This window comes from Inquilinus ginsengisoli, assembly GCF_050434925.1.
GTDB lineage: Bacteria > Pseudomonadota > Alphaproteobacteria > DSM-16000 > Inquilinaceae > Inquilinus > Inquilinus ginsengisoli_B.
Genome location: NZ_JBNDJK010000001.1, coordinates 1671672 through 1693217, shown reverse-complemented (window position 1 = coordinate 1693217; position 21546 = coordinate 1671672). Strand labels below are relative to the sequence as shown.

At 65.5% G+C, this 21546-nt stretch carries 19 protein-coding genes and 2 pseudogenes; 9 read left to right on the top strand and 12 right to left on the bottom strand.

Annotated elements, in window-relative coordinates; translation table 11 throughout:
* Positions 1-86: 86 nt before the first annotated feature.
* From QFZ27_RS08305 to tnpA, 4 genes are all read right to left on the bottom strand, one after another.
* A complete protein-coding gene (locus QFZ27_RS08305; RefSeq protein ID WP_429225680.1) occupies positions 87-371 on the bottom strand; it encodes a hypothetical protein in 285 nt (94 codons plus the stop codon).
* Positions 332-1988, bottom strand: a protein-coding gene (gene tnpC, locus QFZ27_RS08300; RefSeq protein WP_429225679.1) for an IS66 family transposase whose coding sequence is annotated in 2 segments (ribosomal slippage) — positions 332-1897 and positions 1899-1988 — 1656 coding nt in all. Because the reading frame shifts where the segments join, the coding sequence is not laid out codon by codon here. Before tnpC ends, QFZ27_RS08305 begins: the two co-directional genes overlap by 40 nt.
* A 58-nt stretch (positions 1989-2046) precedes the next feature.
* Positions 2047-2394 carry an IS66 family insertion sequence element accessory protein TnpB gene (gene tnpB, locus QFZ27_RS08295; protein WP_429225624.1) on the bottom strand — a complete coding sequence of 116 codons (348 nt, stop codon included), beginning with the start codon at positions 2392-2394 and terminating at the stop codon, positions 2047-2049.
* Complete coding sequence (tnpA, locus tag QFZ27_RS08290; RefSeq protein ID WP_429225678.1) at positions 2391-2738, bottom strand: IS66-like element accessory protein TnpA; 348 nt, start codon at positions 2736-2738, stop codon at positions 2391-2393. The genes tnpB and tnpA overlap by 4 nt, the downstream gene beginning before the upstream one ends.
* Before the next feature lie 43 nt (positions 2739-2781).
* On the opposite strand from tnpA, the gene QFZ27_RS08285 reads away from it, so the two are divergent.
* From QFZ27_RS08285 to QFZ27_RS08275, 3 genes and pseudogenes are all read left to right on the top strand, one after another.
* Positions 2782-3084 carry a DDE-type integrase/transposase/recombinase gene (locus QFZ27_RS08285; RefSeq protein WP_429225677.1) on the top strand — a complete coding sequence of 101 codons (303 nt, stop codon included), beginning with the start codon at positions 2782-2784 and terminating at the stop codon, positions 3082-3084.
* Between the two features lie 1042 nt (positions 3085-4126).
* A pseudogene (locus QFZ27_RS08280) lies at positions 4127-4825 on the top strand (IS5 family transposase).
* A gap of 108 nt (positions 4826-4933) precedes the next feature.
* Entirely contained in the window at positions 4934-5293 is a 360-nt protein-coding gene (locus QFZ27_RS08275) for a hypothetical protein (RefSeq protein ID WP_429225675.1), read from the top strand.
* Positions 5294-5655: 362 nt separating this feature from the next.
* On the opposite strand, the gene QFZ27_RS08270 is transcribed toward QFZ27_RS08275, so the two are convergent.
* The 4 genes from QFZ27_RS08270 to QFZ27_RS08255 form a co-directional block, all read right to left on the bottom strand.
* Positions 5656-6159, bottom strand: coding sequence for a Ros/MucR family transcriptional regulator (locus QFZ27_RS08270; protein ID WP_429225674.1), 504 nt, complete (start codon positions 6157-6159; stop codon positions 5656-5658).
* A 137-nt stretch (positions 6160-6296) separates the two neighbouring features.
* Positions 6297-7337, bottom strand: coding sequence for a site-specific integrase (locus QFZ27_RS08265; protein ID WP_429225673.1), 1041 nt, complete (start codon positions 7335-7337; stop codon positions 6297-6299).
* Between the two features lie 38 nt (positions 7338-7375).
* The gene (locus tag QFZ27_RS08260) at positions 7376-7957 is read right to left on the bottom strand and encodes a P-loop nucleotide/nucleoside kinase family protein (RefSeq protein WP_429225672.1); all 582 of its coding nucleotides are present in this window, start codon (positions 7955-7957) and stop codon (positions 7376-7378) included.
* Positions 7958-7972: 15 nt separating this feature from the next.
* Complete coding sequence (locus QFZ27_RS08255) at positions 7973-8512, bottom strand: 2'-5' RNA ligase family protein (RefSeq protein ID WP_429225671.1); 540 nt, start codon at positions 8510-8512, stop codon at positions 7973-7975.
* 332 nt (positions 8513-8844) lie between these two features.
* Here QFZ27_RS08255 and QFZ27_RS08250 point away from each other — a divergent pair, with 332 nt between their 5' ends.
* Positions 8845-9306: a UPF0158 family protein gene (locus QFZ27_RS08250; RefSeq protein WP_429225670.1), complete on the top strand. Its 462-nt coding sequence runs from the start codon at positions 8845-8847 to the stop codon at positions 9304-9306.
* A gap of 64 nt (positions 9307-9370) precedes the next feature.
* On the opposite strand, the gene QFZ27_RS08245 is transcribed toward QFZ27_RS08250, so the two are convergent.
* Positions 9371-9943, bottom strand: a complete 573-nt coding sequence (locus QFZ27_RS08245; RefSeq protein ID WP_429225669.1) for a recombinase family protein — start codon at positions 9941-9943, stop codon at positions 9371-9373.
* A gap of 393 nt (positions 9944-10336) precedes the next feature.
* Positions 10337-10768 (bottom strand): hypothetical protein, encoded by a 432-nt coding sequence (locus QFZ27_RS08240; protein ID WP_429225668.1) that lies wholly within the window; start codon positions 10766-10768, stop codon positions 10337-10339.
* A gap of 260 nt (positions 10769-11028) precedes the next feature.
* On the opposite strand from QFZ27_RS08240, the gene QFZ27_RS08235 reads away from it, so the two are divergent.
* On the top strand, positions 11029-11385 hold the full coding sequence (locus QFZ27_RS08235; RefSeq protein WP_429225667.1) for a hypothetical protein: 357 nt from the start codon (positions 11029-11031) through the stop codon (positions 11383-11385).
* Between the two features lie 240 nt (positions 11386-11625).
* The gene (locus QFZ27_RS08230) at positions 11626-14598 is read left to right on the top strand and encodes a Tn3 family transposase (protein ID WP_429225666.1); all 2973 of its coding nucleotides are present in this window, start codon (positions 11626-11628) and stop codon (positions 14596-14598) included.
* Between the two features lie 57 nt (positions 14599-14655).
* Here QFZ27_RS08230 and QFZ27_RS08225 read toward each other — a convergent pair.
* Positions 14656-14895: pseudogene (locus QFZ27_RS08225) on the bottom strand (IS6 family transposase); the annotation flags it as partial.
* A 63-nt stretch (positions 14896-14958) separates the two neighbouring features.
* Entirely contained in the window at positions 14959-17856 is a 2898-nt protein-coding gene (locus QFZ27_RS08220) for a beta strand repeat-containing protein (RefSeq protein ID WP_429225665.1), read from the bottom strand.
* A 306-nt stretch (positions 17857-18162) separates the two neighbouring features.
* Here QFZ27_RS08220 and QFZ27_RS08215 point away from each other — a divergent pair, with 306 nt between their 5' ends.
* The 3 genes from QFZ27_RS08215 (at position 18163) to QFZ27_RS08205 (ending at position 20951) form a co-directional block, all read left to right on the top strand.
* Positions 18163-18291 carry a hypothetical protein gene (locus QFZ27_RS08215; protein WP_429225663.1) on the top strand — a complete coding sequence of 43 codons (129 nt, stop codon included), beginning with the start codon at positions 18163-18165 and terminating at the stop codon, positions 18289-18291.
* 524 nt (positions 18292-18815) lie between these two features.
* Entirely contained in the window at positions 18816-19517 is a 702-nt protein-coding gene (locus QFZ27_RS08210; protein ID WP_429225661.1) for a hypothetical protein, read from the top strand.
* 1074 nt (positions 19518-20591) lie between these two features.
* Positions 20592-20951, top strand: a complete 360-nt coding sequence (locus QFZ27_RS08205) for a hypothetical protein (RefSeq protein WP_429225659.1) — start codon at positions 20592-20594, stop codon at positions 20949-20951.
* Positions 20952-21546 lie beyond the last annotated feature (595 nt).

The following is a 21546-nucleotide window of genomic DNA, read 5'->3' as shown; positions in this document are numbered from 1 at the left end:
GTGTCCGGCCTACGGCGCGGCCCTTCATGACCTGCGGCTCGACGGCATACCCCATCGTCAGCATCCGGTGAGGACCGTAGAGGGATCTATTGGGAGGATCCAGGCTTGGGCGGAGCAGGAACGGCGGCGCGCTGGTCGGCGATGATCTCCTGCAAATATTCAATGCCGGAGCGGGTGAAAGCGGTGACGCCGTCCTCACCGCCGCCGTAGACATGCAGCCGACCGTCCTCGGGTTCCATGTCGATCGAGAGTTCCTGCAGCCAGTCCTCGTCCTCGCCGAGCATCCGGGCGACGTGGCCGATGGTGAAGACGGCGGTGGTGGCGGCCACGGTCAGGCTGCCTTGCGGCGCGGTGCCGGCCGCCAGTGCCACGGCAGGAGCTCGTCGATCCTGCTGGCGGGATGCCCTGCGATCCGGGCCAGGACGTCGGCCAGCCAGGCCTGCGGATCGACGTCGTTCATCTTGGCGGTGACGATCAGGCTGTACATGGCTGCGGCCCTCTGGCCACCACGGTCGGACCCGGCGAACAGCCATGACTTTCTGCCGAGAGCTATACCGCGCAGGGCTCGTTCCGCCGCATTGTTCGACAGGCAGATCCGGCCGTCATCGAGGAAGCGGGTGAAGGCCGGCCACCGCTTCAGCATGTAGTCGATCGCACGGGCGAGATCGTTGCCGCGGGAGAGCTTGGCGCGCTGCTCGCGCATCCAGCCCTCCAGCTCGGCGACCAGTGGCGCGCTCAGCTCCTGCCGGACCGCACGGCGCTGCTCGGTGCTCTGGCCGTTGATCGAGCGCTCGATCTCGAACAGGGCGTCGATGCGCCGGACCGCCTCCAGCGCCAGCGGCGAGATCACGGCCCGCGCCTTGCCCCGGGCCGCGCGGCGGGCGTTCTCCGCCAGATCCGCCATGATGAAGAACGGCCGCCGGGCATGCACCCAGCACGCCGCCTCCAGGATCGGGCCCGGCTTGCGGTCAGGCTCGTACAACTTGGTGTAGCCGCCGAAGGCGTCGGCCTGGAACAGCCCGGCATAGCCGGTCAGGTGGGCCTGAGGATGCTCGCCGGTCCGATCGCGCGAGTGGTAGAACATCGCCGCTGGCGGATCCTGACCGCCGAACGGCCGGTCGTCGCGCACATAGACCCAGCACCGCCCGGTATCGGTCCTGCCCTTGGCCAGGACCGGCACGGTCGTGTCGTCGCCATGCAGGCGCTCGGCCGCGAAGACGTGCGCCTCGATCCGCCGGATCAGCGGCGCCAGCACCGCGCAGCAGGCGCCCACCTGATCGGCCAGGGTCGACAGGCTGAGCGGCACGCCTTCCCGGGCATAGCGCTCGGCCTGGCGGTTGAGCGGCTGATGCTGCCCGAACTTCTCGAACAGGATCATCGCCAGCAGGCTGGGGCCGGCCCAGCCCCGGGCGATCACATGGAACGGTGCCGGGGCCTGGCTGATCCGTTCGCAGTCCCGGCAGGTGAACTTCTCGCGGACATGCTGGATCACCTTCCACTGCCGGGGCACCACCTCCAGCGTCTCGGTGACGTCCTCACCCAGCTTGCGCAGCCGCTCGCTGCCGCAGCAGGTGCAGGCGGTCGGGCCCGGCTCGACCACGCGCTCCCGCGGCAGATGCTCCGGGAACGGCTTGCGCGCCGGCCGCTTGCGGGTGAAGGCCGCCACGGCCGTGGTCCTGGCGACGGCAGCTTCGGCGGCAACTTCGTCCTCGGCCGCCGTGCTCTCGATCTCCTCGAAGCTCAGCTCCATCTGGTCGAGCAGCCGCGCCGCCCGTTCCGAGCGCTGGCCGTAGAGCTGGCGCTTCAGCTTCTCGATCTGCAATTGTTGGTGCGCGATCAGGGCCTCATCGTCGGAGGCCTTGGCCCGGGCCACCGCCAGCTCCGCCTTGATCCGGGCCGTGTCCTCGAGCCGCTGGCCGCCGCTCGGCGGCCAGCGCCGCCTTCAGCGCGTCGACATCATCCGGCAGGGCCTCAGGAGTGGCGTCCATACCAGGATGGAATCAGAAATCCGCACCGCTGGCTCGCCCAAAATGCGGGCCCCGATCCCTATCCCGCGCGCTCCGGCCGGAAGGTGTGGCGCGGGTTCCGCCAATCGATTCCGTCGAGCATATAGGCCAACTGCGATGCCGAGATGCCGACCACGCCGTCGGCCGGCGACGGCCAGATGAAGCGGCCCTTCTCCAACCGCTTGGCGTAGAGCGACATGCCCAGCCCGTCATGCCAGAGAATCTTGATCAGGTCGCCTCTGGCACCCCGGAACACGTACAGGTCGCCGGCATGCGGATCCCGGCCCAGCGCCTCCTGCACCTGCAGCGCCAAGCCGTTCATGCCGCGCCGCATATCGGTCCGGCCGACCGCCAGCCACACCCGGACACCGCTCGGCACCGGGATCATCGCCGCTCCAGCTCATCCAGCACCAGCCGCAGCGTCTCCGCCTCGACCCCGCTGCCGACCCGAAGGCAATAGCCGCCGAACTCGATCTCGATCGGGCCGTCGCCCCGTGCCCGCTCGACCGGCCGATCCGGCCTCACCGTCACCGGCATCAGACGCAGCTCCGTCGGCGCCACCTCGGCGGCATAGCGCTTCCGCCAGGCGAACACCTGGTTCGCGTTCACATCGTACCGCCGCGCCACCAGCGACACCGACGACCCCGGCTCCAGCGATGCCGCCACGATCTCCCGCTTCAGCGCCTCCGGCCACGACCGGTTCCGACGCCCCTCACGCAAACTTGTGTCCATAACTGCATTCGTGGACACTTCCTCCACTCCACGCTGTCAACCAATGCCCCAGCTTCGGTCAACGCGACTAACGCAGAAAGGCGGCCTACGGCGGAGGGTTACACCCCATCTTCGAGCCAAGCGGCTGAACAACCGGGCCGAAAGCTCGCACCTCCCGGTCCGGCGACGGGAGCGCAAGCTGCAACGGTTCAAATCGGCGGCCTCGGCGCAGCAATTCCTGTCGATGCACGCCGCGACCTACAACACCTTCAACGTTTGCCGCCATCTCACTACCGCCCGCACGTACCGCTGCTTTCGCGCCGAGGCGTTCGCGGCATGGCGGGATGCGGCTGGCGTCGTCGCCTGAGCTTGGCGGACGCTCGTCTCAGAGCGGGCAAACTCGACAACGTGACAACGCCTCGATCCGCGCCACCGTCTCTCTCTTTAATGGGCTTCAATTCGGGCAAACGCCCCAGACGGGAAAACGGCCACTTTTTAGGCAAATCGGCTGATGACTTTTTTTGATCGCCTCGGGCTTGCCAAGCTTGATATGTCGTGCTTATGTTGCAGTGCGATATGCGGTACGTCTGCCGCTGTCGTAACGCACTTCTTGGGCGTTTCCTCCCTAAACTCAGGCCGCATTTATGCGGCCTGTTTTCTTAGCGCAGACCCAAAGCTCCCCGGACAGGGGAGGGCGGCAGCGGTCGGCTTGGTTGCCCTTAAGTTCATCCCGATCAGTGCGATCCGACGATCGCCCTTGTGGATTCCTGCAAGTTCGCGAGGACGATCAGCGATGCACGGGCCAACGCATTCGAGGAGGATCCTATGGGCAGCGGGTTGCAGCAAGGTCGGCGCGCACAGTCGGACACGCCTTTTTCCCAGATAACGACGTCGATCAGCTTCCCTAGGCCGTGAGGGCTGAAGTGGCGGGTGTCGGAGAGTGGATGGTGGAATTGGGGTCGCTACAAGAACAGGTCGTAGGCATCCGGAATCCGTGAACAGATTGAGAACCTGTTCGGCCAGGAAAGGTTCGTACGGCGGAACTCGATCTGAAAGACCGCGCGTGTCTCTTCGCGACCTCGATGGCGGTGGTGGGCAACCGGTTGAGCGGCAAGCGGGCCTGGGTAGAGACTGCTATGGCACTATTCCTGTGTCGGCAGGGTGAACAGCGGCCACCGCGTTCGGCTCCCCAAACCGGTCATGACCGCAGTCGACCCGAAGCGGTCTCCTCGGGAGAAGGCGCCGCGCCTGTGAGAGTTCGCATCCTAGGCCTAAAACTCAATCAGCATATTGAATGTGTGTAGCAAACCGTCATTCTCCTGGCTCCTGGATCACGTTGAGGAGCGAGACGCTTCGTGAGCACCCTGTTTTGGCTCGATGACGAGCAGTGGGCGGCGATTGAGCCGTTCATGCCGAAGAACCAGCCGGGGCGCGGCGCAAGGACGACCGCCGCATCCTGTCGGGCATCTTCCACGTGCTCAGGACCGGCTGCCGTTGGCAGGACTGTCCGAGGGAGTATGGTCCGGCCACCACCATCTACAACCGTTTCAACCGCTGGTCGCGCCGACGCTTCTGGACGGGCCTGCTCGAAGCGCTTGCCGGCGCCGGTGCCGCGACCGACAGCGCCGCAATCGATTCCACCTACGTGAAGGCCCAGCGCTCCGCGTTCGGCGGAAAAGGGGGGCCAAGGCGCAGGGCATCGGGCCTCGCGTGGCGGGAGCACGACGAAAATCCATGTACTCGCGGACGTGATCGGCCGGCCGTTCGTCGTGATGCTCACGCCCGGCAACGTCGCCGACGTCTCCGCCGCCCCGACATTGATCGAGCGGGCGCAGAGGGTGGGCTATCTCATCGGCGACAAGGGCTACGACGCCGACCATCTGCGCGCGACGATCCGTGCTCACGGCGGCCGGCCGGTGATCCCCGGCAAGGCCAACCGCAAACGCAAGATCCCGCTCGACAAAGCTCGCTACAAGTCTCGCCACCTCGTCGAGAATGCTTTTTGCCGCCTGAAGGATTTCAGACGAATCGCCACCCGCTACGACAAGCTCGCTCGAAACTTCTTGTCCACCGTCGCCCTGGCGATTTTGCTCGTCTTCTGGATCTGATTGAGTCTGGAGCCTAGCGATCGGTGCTTGGGGAGGGGCGGCTGTCTTCCGTATCATGATTTGATATTCGGATCCGGCTACGGCCGACAATCTGTGAGGGATCAACCGATGGTTATGGGGGGCGCAATTACCCGTCGAGATGGACAACCACTCGGGCAGATTGGAGATGTAAAGCTGAAATTGGCCGAGGTGTTCAACGATATACGGTTCGTTCTTGTTCGCGATGAAGGGCCGACTAAAGCCAGCGGACTTATGGCCACACTCTTATCGTTCCTGTCGCAGAGAAGAGAGTATCCGCATTGGGAAGGTGCATTTGAGGGCCGAGAATTTGCGGTGACCTTTGAATTTACCGCAAAGCCGGTGGTTCCAAGGATGCGCTTGGCCCTTTACGGACGGGGAACGCCGAACGCGACCCCGTATTTGGCCGAGCTGCAGAAGCGGACGGGCTGGAGAATCAAATTGAATTGAGCCGGCCGATTGCGAGCTTTGGAGGAGGCAGTGGCTGGCCGCTTTCCGCCCAATGCCGTCGGCAAGGCCGACCAGGGGGCGCCTCAAAGCGGCCATCGACCTCGGTGCCGAAGCCGGACCTGGCCCGATTCGAACCAAAGCGGCCCTGACCGCTTTCGGGGCACGATTGAGCCGTCGGTAATGTCCGCTTCGGGGCAGCTTGGAGCGCTCTCGGCCGTCCGCAATGAGCCGAATGCGGTCAGCGGAGAGGCGCGGCGTCGCTACGGCGTCTTCCGTCGGCTTCGGGGACGGTCCGGAAATCGTCGCCGTCCGCTCGGGACGGTGGGGAGCGGCGGCCTCGCGCTGCCGCTCCCTCTTGGCCATTATGCCTTTGCGGCCGGGGTCTTCCGGGCGCGCGGTGCCCTGGCGGGCTGCGGCGCGGGCGCGACCGGCTCCGCCGTCGCCTTGCCGCGACCGGTGCCAAGGCCGATCTGCTTGGCGAGAGCGCTCCGCTGCTGGGCATAGTTCGGCGCCACCATCGGATAGTCAGCCGCGAGGCCCCAGCGCTCCCGGTATTGGTCCGGCGTCATGTTGTAGGCCGACGCCAGATGCCGCTTCAGCATCTTCAGCTTCTTGCCGTCCTCGAGGCAGATGACGTAGTCCGGCGTCACAGACTTGCGGATCGGAACCGCCGGTTCCGGACGGGCGATCACGGGCTCAGTCGGCTGGCCCAGCTTGTCGAGTGCGCCGTAAACCTGAGCGATCAATCCTGGCAGGTCTGAAACCGCGACGCTGTTGTTGGCAACATGGGCCGAGACAATTTGCGTCGCCAGACGGCGCGTTACATCGACGGTCGCCGATATGGTGGTGGCGCCAACGTCACTCATCAAAGCACTCCAATGTTAGGAACAGCATGGCACTAATAGGTCGCATGGATTTTTGCAATCGACATATCGTCGATGCGAGATCTTTGCAATGATCGGTCTCATGGCATCAAGACTGCTCGACCTTTATCCATATGCCCTTATTCGTCGGCCAGCAGCTTGCCGGTGAAGTTGCCCTGCCACAGACTCGAATGCCGGCGGTAGCCGCGGGCCGTGCGCGCGTCCTTCCAGCGCCCGTGCTGCATCGCCGCTTCCAACGGCACCCCCTTGCGGTCGGCGGCGGTCATCATTCCGGCGCGCAGGCTGTGGGCGGAAAACTCCCCCTCCCCCAGCCCGGTCCCCTTGATCACCCGCTTGACCAGGCGGGCGACGGTCTTGCTGTCGATCTTCTGCAGCCGGCCGTCGAGCCCATAGGTCAGATGGCCGCCGCGGTCGATCCGGCAGAACAGCGGACCGGGCGTGTCGCCGCGGACCGAGAGCCAGGCCGAGACCGCGGCGACGGCGCAGAGCGGCGACCGCGGCACCGTCTGGACGCCGACCTCCTCGCCCCGGCGCTCCTGGTCGGTCTTGGAGCCGGCGACGAACAGCACCAGGCCTTCGGCGGTGAAGCTGACGTCCCGCAGGTCGAAGCCGGCGAGCTCGGAACGGCGGAAGCCGCCGGCGAAGCCGGTGAGAAGCAAGGCTCGGTCGCGCAGACAGCGTTTCGGCGCCGGCGCCGTGGCCGGATCGAGCAGCAGCAGGACCGCGCGCAGATTCTCCTCGAGCAGCGCCGCCTTCTTGTCCGGGCGGGCGCCCTTGGTCCGCCGCAGGCCGGCGAGGAAGGCCTGGAATTGGGCGTCGTCGAAATGCAGCGGATGGCCGAGCCGGCGGCGGATCTCCAGCACGGCGGCGCGCCGCAGCTCGAGGGTGGAGAGCTTGCGGGTCTCCGACAGCGCGGTGAGGTGCATCGCCAGCCAGGAGGCGTCAGCCGTCTGCGGGTCCAGACCGAAGCCGAGGCACCATTCACTCCACTGCCGCCAGGCCGAGCCGTAGGCTTTTCGAGTATTGGCCGAGAGCGAGGCCTCGACCAACTCATCCGCCCGCGCGGCCAGACGGCGGATTTCCGCACGCTGGGCCTCGGTCAGGGCGCCGTCCGGCAGCGCTATGGCCGGCGTGGACGGCTCGTCCAGTGTCGCCTGCATCCCTTTCCCTCCCCTGCCGTTGAGCGGCGCTTCCTGGCTCATGGCGCCAGCACCAGGTGGCGGGCGCCCGCCGGCGCCAGCCGGCCGCGAACGGCCAGCAGATGCGCCTCGATCGCCGCGGCCGCGTCGGCGGCGGCGAGATGGGTGGTGTCGAGGTCAAGCCGCTCGGGCACGTCGGGCTTCAGCAGCCGGTCGGATCGGATCATCGCTTCCAGCACGTTCGGGTCCGTCAACTTGCGTCCCTGGCGCTCCAGTCTCTGGACCCGGGACCGCAGCACGGTGTCGTCGGCCTCGAGTACCACCGGCACCAGCGGCACCGCCCGCGTCTCCGCCAGGGCGACGACGTGGCGCCAGGCCTCGCGCTCGCGCGCAGCGCCGAGGCACAGGGCGTTGGTCATGACGAAGGTCTCCGATCGCGGCCGGTCGGCCAGCGCCAGGTAGGCGGCGGCGCGCACCGCCTCGTAGAGCGGCCAGCGCGCCGGGTCATCGATGCCGGTGCAGCGGATGGCGACGTCGTGCAGCAGGTGGTTGTCGATCAGGCGGGCCTGCAGCCGCGGCGCCAGCAGGCGCGCGACGGTGAGCTTTCCGACCCCGGGCCAGCCGTTGAGATGCACGATCACCCTCCCCTCCCCCGCTCACGGACCCGCCAAGGCCCGCGACCACAGCACCTCGACCGGATGGAACCGGACCAGCGACAGCCGGTGCAACACTGCCGGATGCGGACGCCAGGCCGCGATCGCGTTGCGGACCGCCGTCGGCACCGCGGCCAGGCGAAGGCCCTCGCCGAGCGTCACATGCGGTACCCAGTTTTCCGGCAGGTAGTGGGCCCAGCAGCGCGGGCCGGACGCCCAGGTCGCCTGGTGATAGGCGCGGTGCACGGCCAGCAGTTCGGCCGAGACCACCGGAGCGGCGAACAGCACGGCGGGCGGTCCCGGGAACAGGCCCAGGCTTGCCAGCTGGATGGCGAGCGCGGGCTGCCGCTCGGCGAAGCGCTGCAGCGACACGGTGACCGCCGCCGGGACCAGGCGATCGTAGACGGCGAGCGAAAGATGCGGCGCGACCCTGGCCCGCCGCGGCGTCGTCGCGTGCGCCTCGGCGCGCTCGACGGCCTCGATCAGGGTCGCCAGGGCGACGGCGCTGCGGGGTTCGAGATCGAGGTGGACGGCGAACGGCACGGGGCCTCCGGAGCGGCGACCGGACGAGTCTAGCCGACGCGCATCGCGAGCGGAAGCCTCAACGCCCGATAAGCCCCATTTATCGTCCAATGAAATCAATGTATTACTACGACCGCAGCCTCGGGCCACCGAGCTCCTGCCATGGCCATGGCGGCCGGCACCGCGGCCGGGCCGCCTGACCGTGACGGCCGATCGCATTCGCCCTGATCATCGACCATGTCACGCGGAAGCTCGACAACAACGAGGACTGACTCCAGAAACTCTCGATCAACCTCGAACTCCATATCAGCCGAGTGCAAAATGGGGGCGACCCAGTTTGGGGAGAGCGCCGCATGGTCGATACAGATCAGGTCACCGTCGATCGTACCGAGTTCCTCGTCGCTTACGAGTTCGTGAGCTTCGGAGGCGTCGGCGAGAACATGGCCTACATCTCACTCGACACCGGGAAAACCCACCTGGTGTCGGCATCCGTCGACATGATGGAGGAGGAAGCGGTACCCGACGATCTGGAAACGTCCGATCGATACCTAGCCATGCCGGACAAGAACGAACTCGGTCTCGGCCGCGATCTGGTGCTGCGCTTTGCCGCTCGCGAGCTTCCGGACGACCACGATGCAGTCAAGGACATGTTCAGGCGAAAGGGGGCGTATCGGAACTTCAGGCACTTGCTGGAAACGCGGGACGTGCTGCAGCGGTGGTACGACTTCGAGAACCGCGAAACCGAGAATGCCCTGAAGGTCTGGTGCGAGGAGAACGCCATCCAACTGGCCGACCGTTCGATGAAGAGCCCATAGGGGTGACGACACGAAAGTGATCAGATTGTCCGGTTCGTGAGAACATGTCCGGAACCGTTCAGGCCTAGCGATCAGAGGCGTTCACGGTCGCTTCGCCGAGCGCCGCATACAGCGCGGTCTTCCCCACTTTGATTCGTGCCGCGGCCTCGCGGACCGTGAGGCCCTGGGTGATGAGCGTCCCGGCACGGCGAAGCTTCTCCTCAGTCACAACTGGCCTACGTCCGCCCCGTCGACCGCGGGCGACGGCGGCGTCGAGGCCGGCTCGGGTCCGTTCGCGGATGAGGTCACGCTCGAATTGCCCGAGGGCGCCGAAGATGTGGAAGATGAGCCGGCCGCCGGGTGTGGTGGTGTCGATCGCTTCCGTCAGGGAGCGGAAGCCGACGCCCCGAGTCTCCAACGCGTTCACGGTCTCGATCAGGTGCGGCAGCGAACGGCCGAGGCGGTCCAGCTTCCACACCACCAAAACGTCGCCCTCGCGCACGAAAGTCAGGGCAGCCGTGAGACCCGGCCGGTCAGCTTTGCCGCCGGATGCCCTGTCCTGGAACACCCGAACGCAGCCAACCTTGGCAAGAGCGTCAAGCTGCAGTGCCGGATCCTGATCGGCCGTTGAAACCCGCGCGTAGCCGATCTCTGCCATCCCGCACCGGTCCTTGTCCGAAAACCCGTCCGGCAAACTACTTGTCCGGAAAGCCATCGTCAATGTCGGTTGGCGGACAAATCGCGAGCTGGCCGGCAAACGGCCGTTGAGCGGACAGGTGCCAACGCTTTCAAGATGCAGCACCTTCCTTCGATGGCTGCTTCCGGCTCTTTGCGGACGGTCTCCGACCCTCCTGGCTTCCCGGAAGCGGACAATTCCGGCGATCAATCTCGCCTCGAAGCGGACAGGATCGCTTCGGGTCGGATCGGGTCAGACCGGCCTTTCAGCACCGAGGCGACGGCCGCTTCCAGCACCCGCAGTTCGGCCTAACCGGCGGCAAAGGGCGGAAAGCGGAACTTCATCGTCCTGTCGAAACGGCGGGCTGATGCGCCCTCACTCATCCTTGCGTGGAGGGGGCCGGAAAACCCGGTAAGTCTCCGGGAAACCAGGTGGAGCGCCATCAAAGTTTACGACGTCCCTCATCTTGTGCAGCCATTTTTCCTGCCAGGGCGTTAATTCCCCAATGAGCCGCGACACCTGCACAAGAATAGAGCGCGCTTCGGACCATGATATCGGCACCGATGGTCCGCCAAGCTCGCTATAGACCACCGAATCCGTGTCTGGCAGCCTCTTTGAAGGATCCGCATCGATAACAATGGGCGAATGATATCCCAAATTCTCTCTGTGGGCTTCATCGATTTTTCTGGTGTTAATTCCAATAAAAAGTATGAATCGTTTGCCCTCGTCACTTGTAAATGTAGCGGTGAGCGATCCGCCATCCCGGATCATTTCGATGGAAACAGGCGCGTGCACCGACGGGATCATGGCAACGTCCAACAATGTCGAGCAGGGTACACTCTGGCACTGGCTCATAGGCGGCTCAACATCCGCTTTGGGTCGAGTGCGGTCAGGTCCGCTTTCCGGAGCCGAGGGCGACGGCAGCTTTCGGGCGCCCCGCCGACCGCGTTAGGCGGAAAGTAGCCGATCACCGGGGCTCTGTTCGATTGTGAGAGACGGATTGTGCAGTCCCAACGATGTCTGTCAGCGTGGAGTCGCAAGGTCTCGGTAAGGTCCAGGAGAGCGGCATGATTTCTGAAACCGCAAAATTGCCGAAGGACCAGAGCTATGTGCTCAAGCCCTCCGCGCTCGCCTCCGCATTGCAAGCGGCCGGGGTGACCATTGACACTCATTTCGTGCGCGCACCGAGCCGTATCTTCATTGATGCGAACTTCTGGCCGCCACACAACCTGCCCCACGATCGGTTGTATGTGACTTCTGGTACGGTTCCGCGAGAGCAGGCGGAACGAGCACGGCTGTTTGTTGAACACAAGGCCTTACCGGATCTGGCTGGTTGGATAGCCGACATCATGAGCCGCGACCCGGCTTCGCCGGTCCGGCGAGAGGCGCAACTGATGAGGATCTTGTTTCCGGTCGCCTATTAGGCGAGCAGCTACACATGTCGCCTTTGGGTCGCGTGCGGTCATGTCCGCTCTGGGGAGCCCGACTCGATGGCCGCTCCTCACCCTTTCCGGCCGGCCCGGGAACGAGAAGTACCAAGGGCGGATATCGGGGTGGCGATCCGTCAAACGGACCTGATCCGGACAGTGCCGCACCAACCGCTGAAGGAAAGGGAGACCACGCGCCCGCTGCCGCTATGATGGCCCGAACGATCGGAGAGGGCGATGGCGCGACGGCGGCTCCTGACCGGGGAACAGTGGGCGAAATTCCTGACTGTTCCGACCGACGAGCGCGACCTGATTCGATATTGCACACTCGGCCGCGACGATCTGGACGCCATCGCCACCAAGCGCACCACGCGCAGCCGCCTCGGCTATGCGGTGCTCCTCTGTTATCTGCGTCATCCCGGCCGGATGCCCGATCCCGACGAGATGCCGCTACCAGCGCTGTTGGCGTTCGTCGCCCACCAGGTGGGTGCCGATCCTGACGACTACACCGATTATCGGCGCAGGAGCCAAACCCGACGTGAGCAGATGGCCGACATCATCGAGCGGACGGGCCACCGGAGCTTCGATCGCACGACGTTCACCGAGTTGGCATCGTGGCTCCTGTCGATCGCGCAGGTGAACCGGGATCCGATGGCGCTTGCGACCGCCCTGGTCGACGAGCTGCGCCTCCGGCGGATCCTGCTCCCGTCAGCAGGCGTGCTGGAGCTGATCCTGCACCAGGCGCGCAGCCGGGCCGAGCGGCTGATCCATCGCATCCTGGTGGACGCGCTCGGATCGGACGGGCGTGGTCGGGTCGAGGCACAGCTGGCGCCTTGGGCCGACACCGGCGTTGCTATGCTGACCTGGCTCCGTCAAGCGTCCCAGTCGCCGGCGCCGCGCAACCTGGTCGGGGTTGTGGACCGCCTCGTAGCGCTGCGCGGCCTCGCCGTCGATCGAAGCCTGCAGAACCAAGTGCCCGAGGCGGCCTTCGAGCGGCTGGCAGCCGAGGGCGTGCGCGCGACCGTGCAGCACCTCCGTGACCTGTCCCAGGTCCGCCGGCATGCGCTGCTGGCAGCGACGGCGATCCGCATGGAGGCGACTCTGACCGATGCGGCGCTCGGCATGTTCGACAAGCTCATGGGCTCGCTCGCCCGTCGGGCGGAGAATCGCACTGCGGAGAAGACCCTGAAATCGGTTCGGGAGACGCAGGGCCAGCTTCGGACTCTGGTCGCCGCCTGCCGCATGCTGATCGATGCACGCGAGGGCGGCCATGATCCGTTCGAGGCGCTGGACAAGAGCGTCGGCTGGTACAAGTTCGTGGCCAGCGTCAGCGACGCCGAGGCACTGGCGCGGCCGGACACCACGGACCCGCGGGCCGAGCTGCTGGGGCGGTACGCCACCATCCGTGCCTTCGCGCCGACTTTGCTGAGCGCGTTCCAGCTCAAGGGCGGCCCCTCGGTCGCGTCGCTGCTGCGGGCGCTCGAGCTGCTACGGACCATGCATGCCACGGGTAAGCGCGGCCTGCCGACCCAGCCACCGACCGGCTTTATCCGCCGGTCCTGGCGCCGCCTCGTCATGCCCGGTGGGGTGATCGATCGGAAGGCCTATGAGATCTGCGCCCTCTCGGAGCTGCGCGACCGGCTGCGAGCTGGAGATGTGTGGGTCGAGGGCAGCCGCCAGTTCCGCGACTTCGAGTCGTGCCTGGTGCCGCGACCGACCTTCGACGCCCTGCGCGATGAGGACGCCCTCCCCGTCGCCGTCGAGAAGGACGGAGCCGCGTACCTGACCAAGCGCCGGCAGGCGCTGACGAACCGGCTTGCGGAGGTTGCCGGCCTCGCCGCCGGCGGCAAGCTCGAGGACGTCGACCTGTCGTCGGGCGAGTTGAAGGTGTCCCCCATCCGGGATCGGACGCCGGAGGCGGCCGCAGAGCTTGGTCGCAGCGCGTACGAGGCGCTGCCCCGGATCAAGATCACCGATCTGCTGCTGGAGGTGGATGGCTGGATCGGTTTCAGCGCGTGCTTCACCCACCAGCGCAGCGGGCGGTCGCCGGACGACCCGGCGGCGCTGCTCACGGCCATCCTCGCCGACGGTATCAATCTCGGGCTGACCCGCATGGCAGAGGCCTGCCGCGGCGTCTCGATGCGGCAGCTCGCCTGGGTGCACGACTGGTATGTCCGTGAGGAGACCTATGCCGCCGCGCTGGCCAGGATCATTGACGCCCATCGGGCCCTGCCGCTGGCTGGAGTCTGGGGCGACGGAAGCACCTCATCCTCGGACGGCCAGTTCTATCGTGCCGGCGGCCGCGGCGAAGCGGTCGGCGAGGTCAACGCCCGCCACGGCAACGAGCCGGGCGTGGCCTTCTACACCCATGTGTCCGACCAGTACGGCCCGTTCCACACCAAGGTGATCGCCGCCACGGCCAGCGAGGCACCGCACGTCCTCGATGGCCTGCTCTACCATCAGACGGGCCTGTCCATCGAGGAGCACTACACCGACACGGGCGGCGTCACCGACCACGTGTTCGGGCTGTGTCATCTGCTGGGCTTCCGGTTCGCACCCCGCATCCGCGACCTCAAGGACCGCCGCCTCTACCTGTTGCCTGGCGACGACGCCCCGCCGGCGCTCCAACATCTGATCGGCGGCGCGATCGATGTCGACCACTTGGCGGCGCACTGGGAGGAACTGCTGCGCCTGGCCACCTCAATCCGCGTCGGCACGGTGACCGCCTCGGCAATGCTACGGCGTTTGGCGGCCTATCCGCGGCAGAACGGCCTGGCCTTGGCGCTACGCGAACTCGGCCGCATCGAGCGCACTATGTTCACTCTGGATTGGCTGCGCGATCCGGCACTGCGCCGGCGGGCCAACGCTGGGCTGAACAAGGGCGAGGCACGCAACGCCCTGGCGCGGGCCATCTTTTTCAACCGGCTCGGGGAGATGCGCGACCGCAGCTTCGAAAACCAGGCCTACCGCGCCTCCGGACTGAATCTGCTCGTGTCGGCGATCATCCTCTGGAACACGCGGTATCTGCAGGCTGCCCTGGAGGATCTCAGCCAGCGCGGGACCGACGTGCGCCTGGACCTGGCCCGCCACGTCGCGCCGCTCGGCTGGGAGCACATCGGCCTCACCGGTGACTATGTCTGGGGTGCCGATCCCGTGCCGGCTGATGGTCTGCGGCCGCTCCGCCGGCCAGTGTCCGTGCTCGCGGCCTAGTTTCTGGTCCGTTCCAACGAACCGGACAATCTGATCACTTTCGTGTCGTTACCCCAACATCTCGTCGAGGTGCCATCGCCGGTGCGGCACCGGCCGCCGAGCACGAAGGCGCCGAGCGATTGCGGGACCGAAGCCGATCACCCAACGCCGGAGCGTCTCGTACGACACCTCGATGCCGCGTTCGGCAAGCAGGTCCTCGACGTCGCGATAGCTCAGGGTAAAACGGAGATACATCCAAATGGCGCGCTGGATCACATCCGGTGGAAAGCGGTAGCCGGAATAGCAGGGTTGAGCCATGGCAAACAGCTAGGCTGATCACCAGAGCCCCGCAAGGCCGCGAACGTGACAAGCCCTCATGGCCTACAGCACGAAATCCACGGCGGTCAGCGCATGGTCGGAATTGACGGTGATGACCGCGTCCTCCACCCTGTTGCCGGTGGTCTCGAGATAGACGCCGTAGCGGTTGCCGTCGAAGGCCAGGACCCGGATCTGCCCGGCGGCGGTGAAGCCGCCGGTGCCGAAGGTGAAGGCGGTGTTGCCGTTGGTGGGGTTGCCGTCGGCATCGATCGCCGACAGGTCGATCCTGTCGCCGGTCGCGAAGTCCAGGATGGCGTCCTTGCCCAGGCCCGAGACCGCGCTGTCGGACAGGGCGGTGTACACGAACCGGTCGTTGCCGGCGCCGCCCTTCAGCAGGTCGCCGCCCCCGCCGCCGGTGAGCACATCGCCGCCGCCCATGCCCCACAGGGTGTTGGCGGCGGCGTCCCCGGTCAGCGTGTCGACCTGGCCCGAGCCCAGCACCTGCTCGATGCCGCTCAGCGTGTCGCCCGCGGCGTCGCCGCCGGAGACGGCCCCCGTGGCCAGGTTCACCGACACCCCGGCGGCGGAGCTGGCGTAGCTGGCGGTGTCGACGCCCGACCCGCCGATCAGCGTGTCGGCTCCCGCCGCCCCTTCGAGCGCGTCGTTGCCGTCACCGCCGTCGAGCTGGTCGTCGCCGGTGCCGCCATAGGCATTGTCATGGCCGGCCTCGCCGAAGACCTGGTCGTTCTCGCTGCCGGCATCGATGCTGTCATCGCCGATGCCGCCATGGATGGTGTCGATCCCGGCGGCGCCGACGAGGCGATCGGCACCGTCGCCGCCGGAGAGCGCGTCGTTGCCGGCTTCGCCGGAGAGCGCGTCGTCGCCGCCATTGCCGACGATGGTGTCGTCGCCGAGCTCGCCGCCGATGATGTTGCGGACGTTACTGCCGGTCAGCTGGTCGGCGTTGCTCGACCCGTACAGGTTCTCGATGTTGGTCAGCGTGTCGCCCGCGGCGTCCCCGCCCGAGGTGACGCCGGTCAGCAGGTTGACCGAGACCGCCGCCGTAGAGCCCTGGTAGTTGGCGGTGTTCGAGCCGCCGCCGCCATCCAGGGTATCGGCGCCCCCGCCGCCGCGGAGCTGGTCGTCGCCGGCCCCGCCGCTGAGCGCATTGGCCGCGACGTCGCCATACAGCCGGTCGTTGAAGTCGGAGCCGCTGAGATTCTCGATGCCGGTCAGCGTGTCGCCCTGGGCGTCGCCGCCGGTGCCGGTTCCCGCGATGATGTCGACGACCACCCCGGCCGTCGAGGCGGCGTAGGAGGCGGTATCGATGCCGATGCCGGCATCGCCCTGCAGAGTGTCGGCCCCGGCGCCGCCCTGGAGCACATCGTTGCCGGTGCCCCCGGCCAGGACATTGGCCCCGCTATCGCCGGTCAGCGTGTCGGCGAAGGCCGAGCCGATCAGGTTCTCGATGGCGGTCAGGATATCGCCCGCGGCGTCGCCGCCCGAGCCGGCGCCGTTGACCGTGACCACGACGCCTGCCGCCGAGGCGGCATAGGTCGCCGTGTCGGTGCCCGCGCCGCCATCCAGCGCGTCGGCCCCGGCGCCGCCGTCGAGCAGGTCCGCGCCGCCACGGCCCTGGAGCGTGTCGTTGCCGTCGAACCCGGCAAACAGATTCGCCGCGCCATCGCCGGTCAGGATGTCGGCCTGGGCCGAGCCGTAGACATTCTCGATACCGGTCAGGGTGTCGCCTTGGGCATCGCCGCCGATGCCGGTGCCGGCCGCGAGGCTGACAGTGACGCCCGCGGCGGAAAGGAAGTAGTTGGCCCCGTCGCTGCCGGCCCCGCCTTGCAGGACGTCCGCGCCACCGTCGCCCCGCAGCACGTCGTCGCCGGCACCGCCATCCAGGACATTCGCCCCGCCATCGCCGGCCAGGAAGTCGACGAAGGCCGAGCCGGTGATGTTCTCGATGCTGCTGAAGCTGTCGCCCGCGGGATCGCCGCCCGACGTGGAGCCGGACGCGAGGATGAGACTGACGCCCGCGGCCGAGGCGGCGTAGGTGGCGGTGTCGATGCCGGCGCCGCCCTGCAGCGCGTCGGCCCCGGCGCCGCCCTGGAGCGTGTCGTTGCCGGCGCCCCCGGCCAGGACATTGGCCCCGGCGTCGCCGATCAGGGTGTCGGCGAAGGCCGAGCCGGTGAGGTTCTGGATGCCGGTCAGGGTGTCGCCCGCGGCGTCGCCGCCCGAGGCGGCGCCGTTGACCGTGACCACGACCGCGGCGGCCGAGGCGGCGTAGGAGGCGGTGTCGCTGCCGGCGCCGCCCTGCAGCGTGTCGGCACCGGCGCCACCCTGGAGCGTGTCGTCGCCGCCGCCGCCGGCCAGGAAGTTCCCCGCGACATCGCCGGTCAGGGTGTCGGCGAAGGCCGAGCCGGCCACGTTCTCGATGCCGGACAGGGTGTCGCCCTGGGCATCGCCGCCCGCGCCCAAGCCGTTGACCGTGACCACGACCGCGACGGCCGAGTCGCTGTAGACGGCGGCGTCGATGCCGGCGCCGCCCTGCAGCGTGTCGGCCCCGCCGAGGCCCTGGAGTCTGTCATCGCCGTTGCCCCCGGTGAGGACATTGGCCCCGGCGTCGCCGGTCAGCGTGTCGGCGAGGACCGAACCGGTCAGGTTCTCGATGCCGGACAGGGTGTCGCCCGAGGCGTTGCCGCCCGAGGCGGCGCCATTGACCGTGACCACGACCGCGTCGGCCGAGGCGGCATAGCTCGCCGTGTCGGTACCGGCGCCGCCCTGCAGCGTGTCGGCCCCGGCGCCGCCCTGGAGCGTGTCGTTGCCGCCCAGGCCGGAGAGAATGTCGGCGCCGGCGAGGCCATTGATGATGTCGATGCCGTCCGGGTTGGCCGGATTGCCCGGATCGGTCCCGGGGAGGGTGTCGTTGCCCGCGGTGCCGTTGAGGGTCTGGGTCACGGTTCGTCCCCGCTGTCGAGGCAGCGCCGCCGATTTCGGGGAGGAGCGGCCGAGCTGTGAAATGCGCCCGGCCGGCCCCGGGACTCAGAATGAAACAGATTTAGCAGAGGTTCCGCATATTATGTTAGGCAAAATCGTCAGGACGATGGGTCCGGCTTGCCATGGGGCGACGGATATCCGGCTGCTGCTGTCCGCTCGGTAGCAGGGTTGGAAAGGCCAGGGGAGATGCGCTGCGGCCGTGCAGAACCTGGTTAATGCGATGTTCATGGCAGCCGGCGCAATTTGTTCATGATATGTTCAATAAGCGTGGCCGCCCCAGATCTCGACATCCAGGCCTACTGCCACGGCCTCGCGCTGCAGCAGGCCCAGATGCTCACCCGCCTGGCCGAGATCACCATGCAGCTGGCCGAGGGCCGAAGGCACCCGCGCCATTGAAGCGCAGGCCCCGCGCCACCCAGCCCAAGGCCGCGGTGGAGGGGGCCACCTCCGGCGGTGGCATTGGCGTAGCTGAGCGTGTCTACGCCGGCACCGCCGCTCATGGTGTCGGCGCCCAGTGCGTTCCAAGAAAGCTTGATCGTCAGTTTCCGAGCAATTCAAGCTGCTGGCAAATGTTCCCTCCCAACCCGCTGTCGCGATGCCTCTCAACGACACGACACTGACGGGCCGCATGCCATCCGGCGAACGAAGGCTTACCGCCCTTCCCCGCCAGCGCGACCGGGCCGGGGTGCGCCATATCCGGCCGTTGCCCCGGCGGCCCGGAACCGGGCATCGCTCAAACCCGCAGCATCCGGCCCGTCTCTGTCGACCCAGATCCCAGAACGCTCCCACAACCGGCCGTTGCAGCCGGCTCTACGAAGCGGACATGACGGGATTCGACCCTGAGCGGACGATTGCGATCAGGGTCGGTTGCGTAGGATACTCCCGGCCGGCCAGTCCGATTTTTAGTAAAGGATTTCGGTATGATTAAATTTCTTGTTGCCCTTCTTATCTCTGTACCCACTGCTGCAGTTGCTGACATGACGGCAACCTTCACCCATAAGCCGACCGGCGCTGAGATGGTGCTAGAGATTGCAGAAAATGGTGATTGGCGGGGCGGATATCAGGTCACAGACAAGAACAATGATTTCTACTACCTTACAAAGAATGGCGAGCCATACATCGTTTCCAGAACCCATGGCGCACTCAATGCCAAAAGGCTTCGGGATGACGCGAAGCTATATATGGAGCTTGCGCGCCGACGTGGCACTCCAATTGACCTCGCCAACATTAAACAAAAATATAGTGCATACGAGTTTATTTTTGTCGGTCGACGGACTGTTCTGGGACGAGAAACTGCGCTATGGAGGAGTTGTCCTCGATCGATTCAATGCACCGAGGGATTCGAGATCGAACTTAGTAGTGATGAGAGCCTAAGGCTGCTGGGAACGACACTGCGCGATGCCTACAGCTACGAGTTCTCTCCACTGATGGGGATCTTCGGCCCCGCTCAGCCAGGAAATCTCGAACAAACCCTCGCCACCGGGAGCATGGTGCGATATGGCAGTCTGGAGCTAACTGAGGTTTCTTTCCGCCCTATCGATCCAGACCGCCTGGCGCTCCCGACGAAAATCGACACCTTCGAGGATATGATCTCCAGGCTGAATCGCGCTGATCGTAAGTAACGGCCAACTCCTTTGCGCGCGCCCACGACCGGCTCCGGCGCGCGCCTTACAGCTTCAAAGTCCGCTTTCCGCCCAACCCGGTCGGCCAGGTGGGCTGCAGGCTGCTCCAAAGCGGCCATTGCGGTCGGCTCCGGAGAGCGGACATGACCGCACCCGACCCGAAGCGGACAAGAGGGTATGGCGCAGATACGGCGCCTTTCCGGTCTGCTTCCGAGTTTTCGGAGATGGTCCCGCGCGTGCGGGCCCGTTGCGTTGGTGCGCGCATCATTAAGGAGAAGAGATTAATTGGCCGCAGTAACGGTCGGCAGGCCCGCCGTACTTGATCACTGGATTCGGCTGCGGGAAGCATCTATACTGATGCTCGCTAGCTCCATATTTCGAGCTTTGAATTGTATATGTGGCGATGCCAGAGTTGACATCAATAGACCATCGTCGCTGTCCTTTGGCATTTGGAGTAGTCTTTTCTAATATTTCGAGCTTTCTGTCTTCTTTATTATATGTAAATTTGTCTATATTTTCTTCTATAATAAGTGCATCCATTCCGCCGAGAGTTCCGGAGCAAATTCTTTTTTCTTTTGGATACATTAGTATTTGCATTTCGGAAGGTTCGGACGGCGGAACGCACTCCCATGCAATCGCCGATCTCCACTCGGTCGGCAGGGCATCCCATTTATCGGGCGTGAGTTCGCTATTCGCTAAGGCACAGGACGCAACCACTAGACACGCCAAGAAGAGGCTATATGCTTTCCGGACCATGCCGCCCCCCATATTTCTGAACGCATCATTGCCATGATGCGGGAGGTGCGTCGATCTCGGCTCGGGCATGCAAGGTCAACTTTCCGCCCCTCGCGGTCAGCCAGGCCGATTCCAGGTCGTCCAGAAGCGGACGTCGCGCCCGATGCCGGAGAGCCGACCTGACCGTACGCGACCCGAAGCGGTCTCTTCGGGAGAAGGCGCCGCGCCTGTGAGAGTTCGCATCCTAGCGATCGGTGCTTGGGGAGGGGCCGCTGTCATCCGTATCATGATTTGATATTCGGATCCGGCTGCGGCCGACAATCTGCGAGGGATCAACCGATGGTTATGGGGGGCGCAATTACCCGTCCAGATGGACAACCACTCGGGCAGATTGAAGATGTAAAGCTGAAATTGGCCGAGGTGTTTAACGATATACGGTTCGTTCTTGTTCGCGATGAAGGGCCGATTAAAGCCAGCGGACTTATGGCCACACTCTTATCGTTCCTGTCGCAGAGAAGAGAGTATCCGCATTGGGAAGGTGCATTTGAGGGGCGAGAATTTGCGGTGACCTTTGAATTTACTGCAAAGCCGGTGGTTCCCAGGATACGCTTGGCCCTTTACGGACGGGGAACGCCGAACGCGACCCCGTATTTGGCCGAGCTGCAGAAGCGGACGGGCTGGAGAATCAAATTGAATTGAGCCGGCCGATTGCGAGCTTTGGAGGAGGCAGTGGCTGGCCGCCTTCCGCCCAACCCGGTCGGCTAAGCCGACCAAGGGGAGCCCCAAAGCAGCCGTCCTGGTCGACTCCGGAGAGCAGAGACGGCCCGATTCGACCCGTTTCGGTCATGGGGCGCGACCATGGTGAGTCTCTTCTCCGCTCCGCTTCAGTCGACAATCTTAGGTCCACCGCATGCAGCATGGCGCTTGCCGACGGCGACAGGTATATTCATATCAAGCTATCGAGCCTGAAACCCGTGCTATAAAATTTCCATGAGACCAGCAATTATAAACCTGATTCTTCTGATCAGCTTTCCGATTATCGTGGGATGCTCCGTATATTTATTGAGAAGAAATCGGAAATGGACATTCAAAAGGAGCCTCTCGTACGGATACGCCAAGCTCTTCTATTACTTTTCGACTGTCGCGATTGGCGCCGGGGTGTTCGTTGCCCTCTTCGGGGCACTTAGTCTGCTCACAGGGGGGGATCGTCATGCGATGTCGATTTGGGTCGGCATTCTGGTCGCCCTCATAGCCTATGTATTTCGCTTTATTGGAAAATTTTGGATAGAATCGG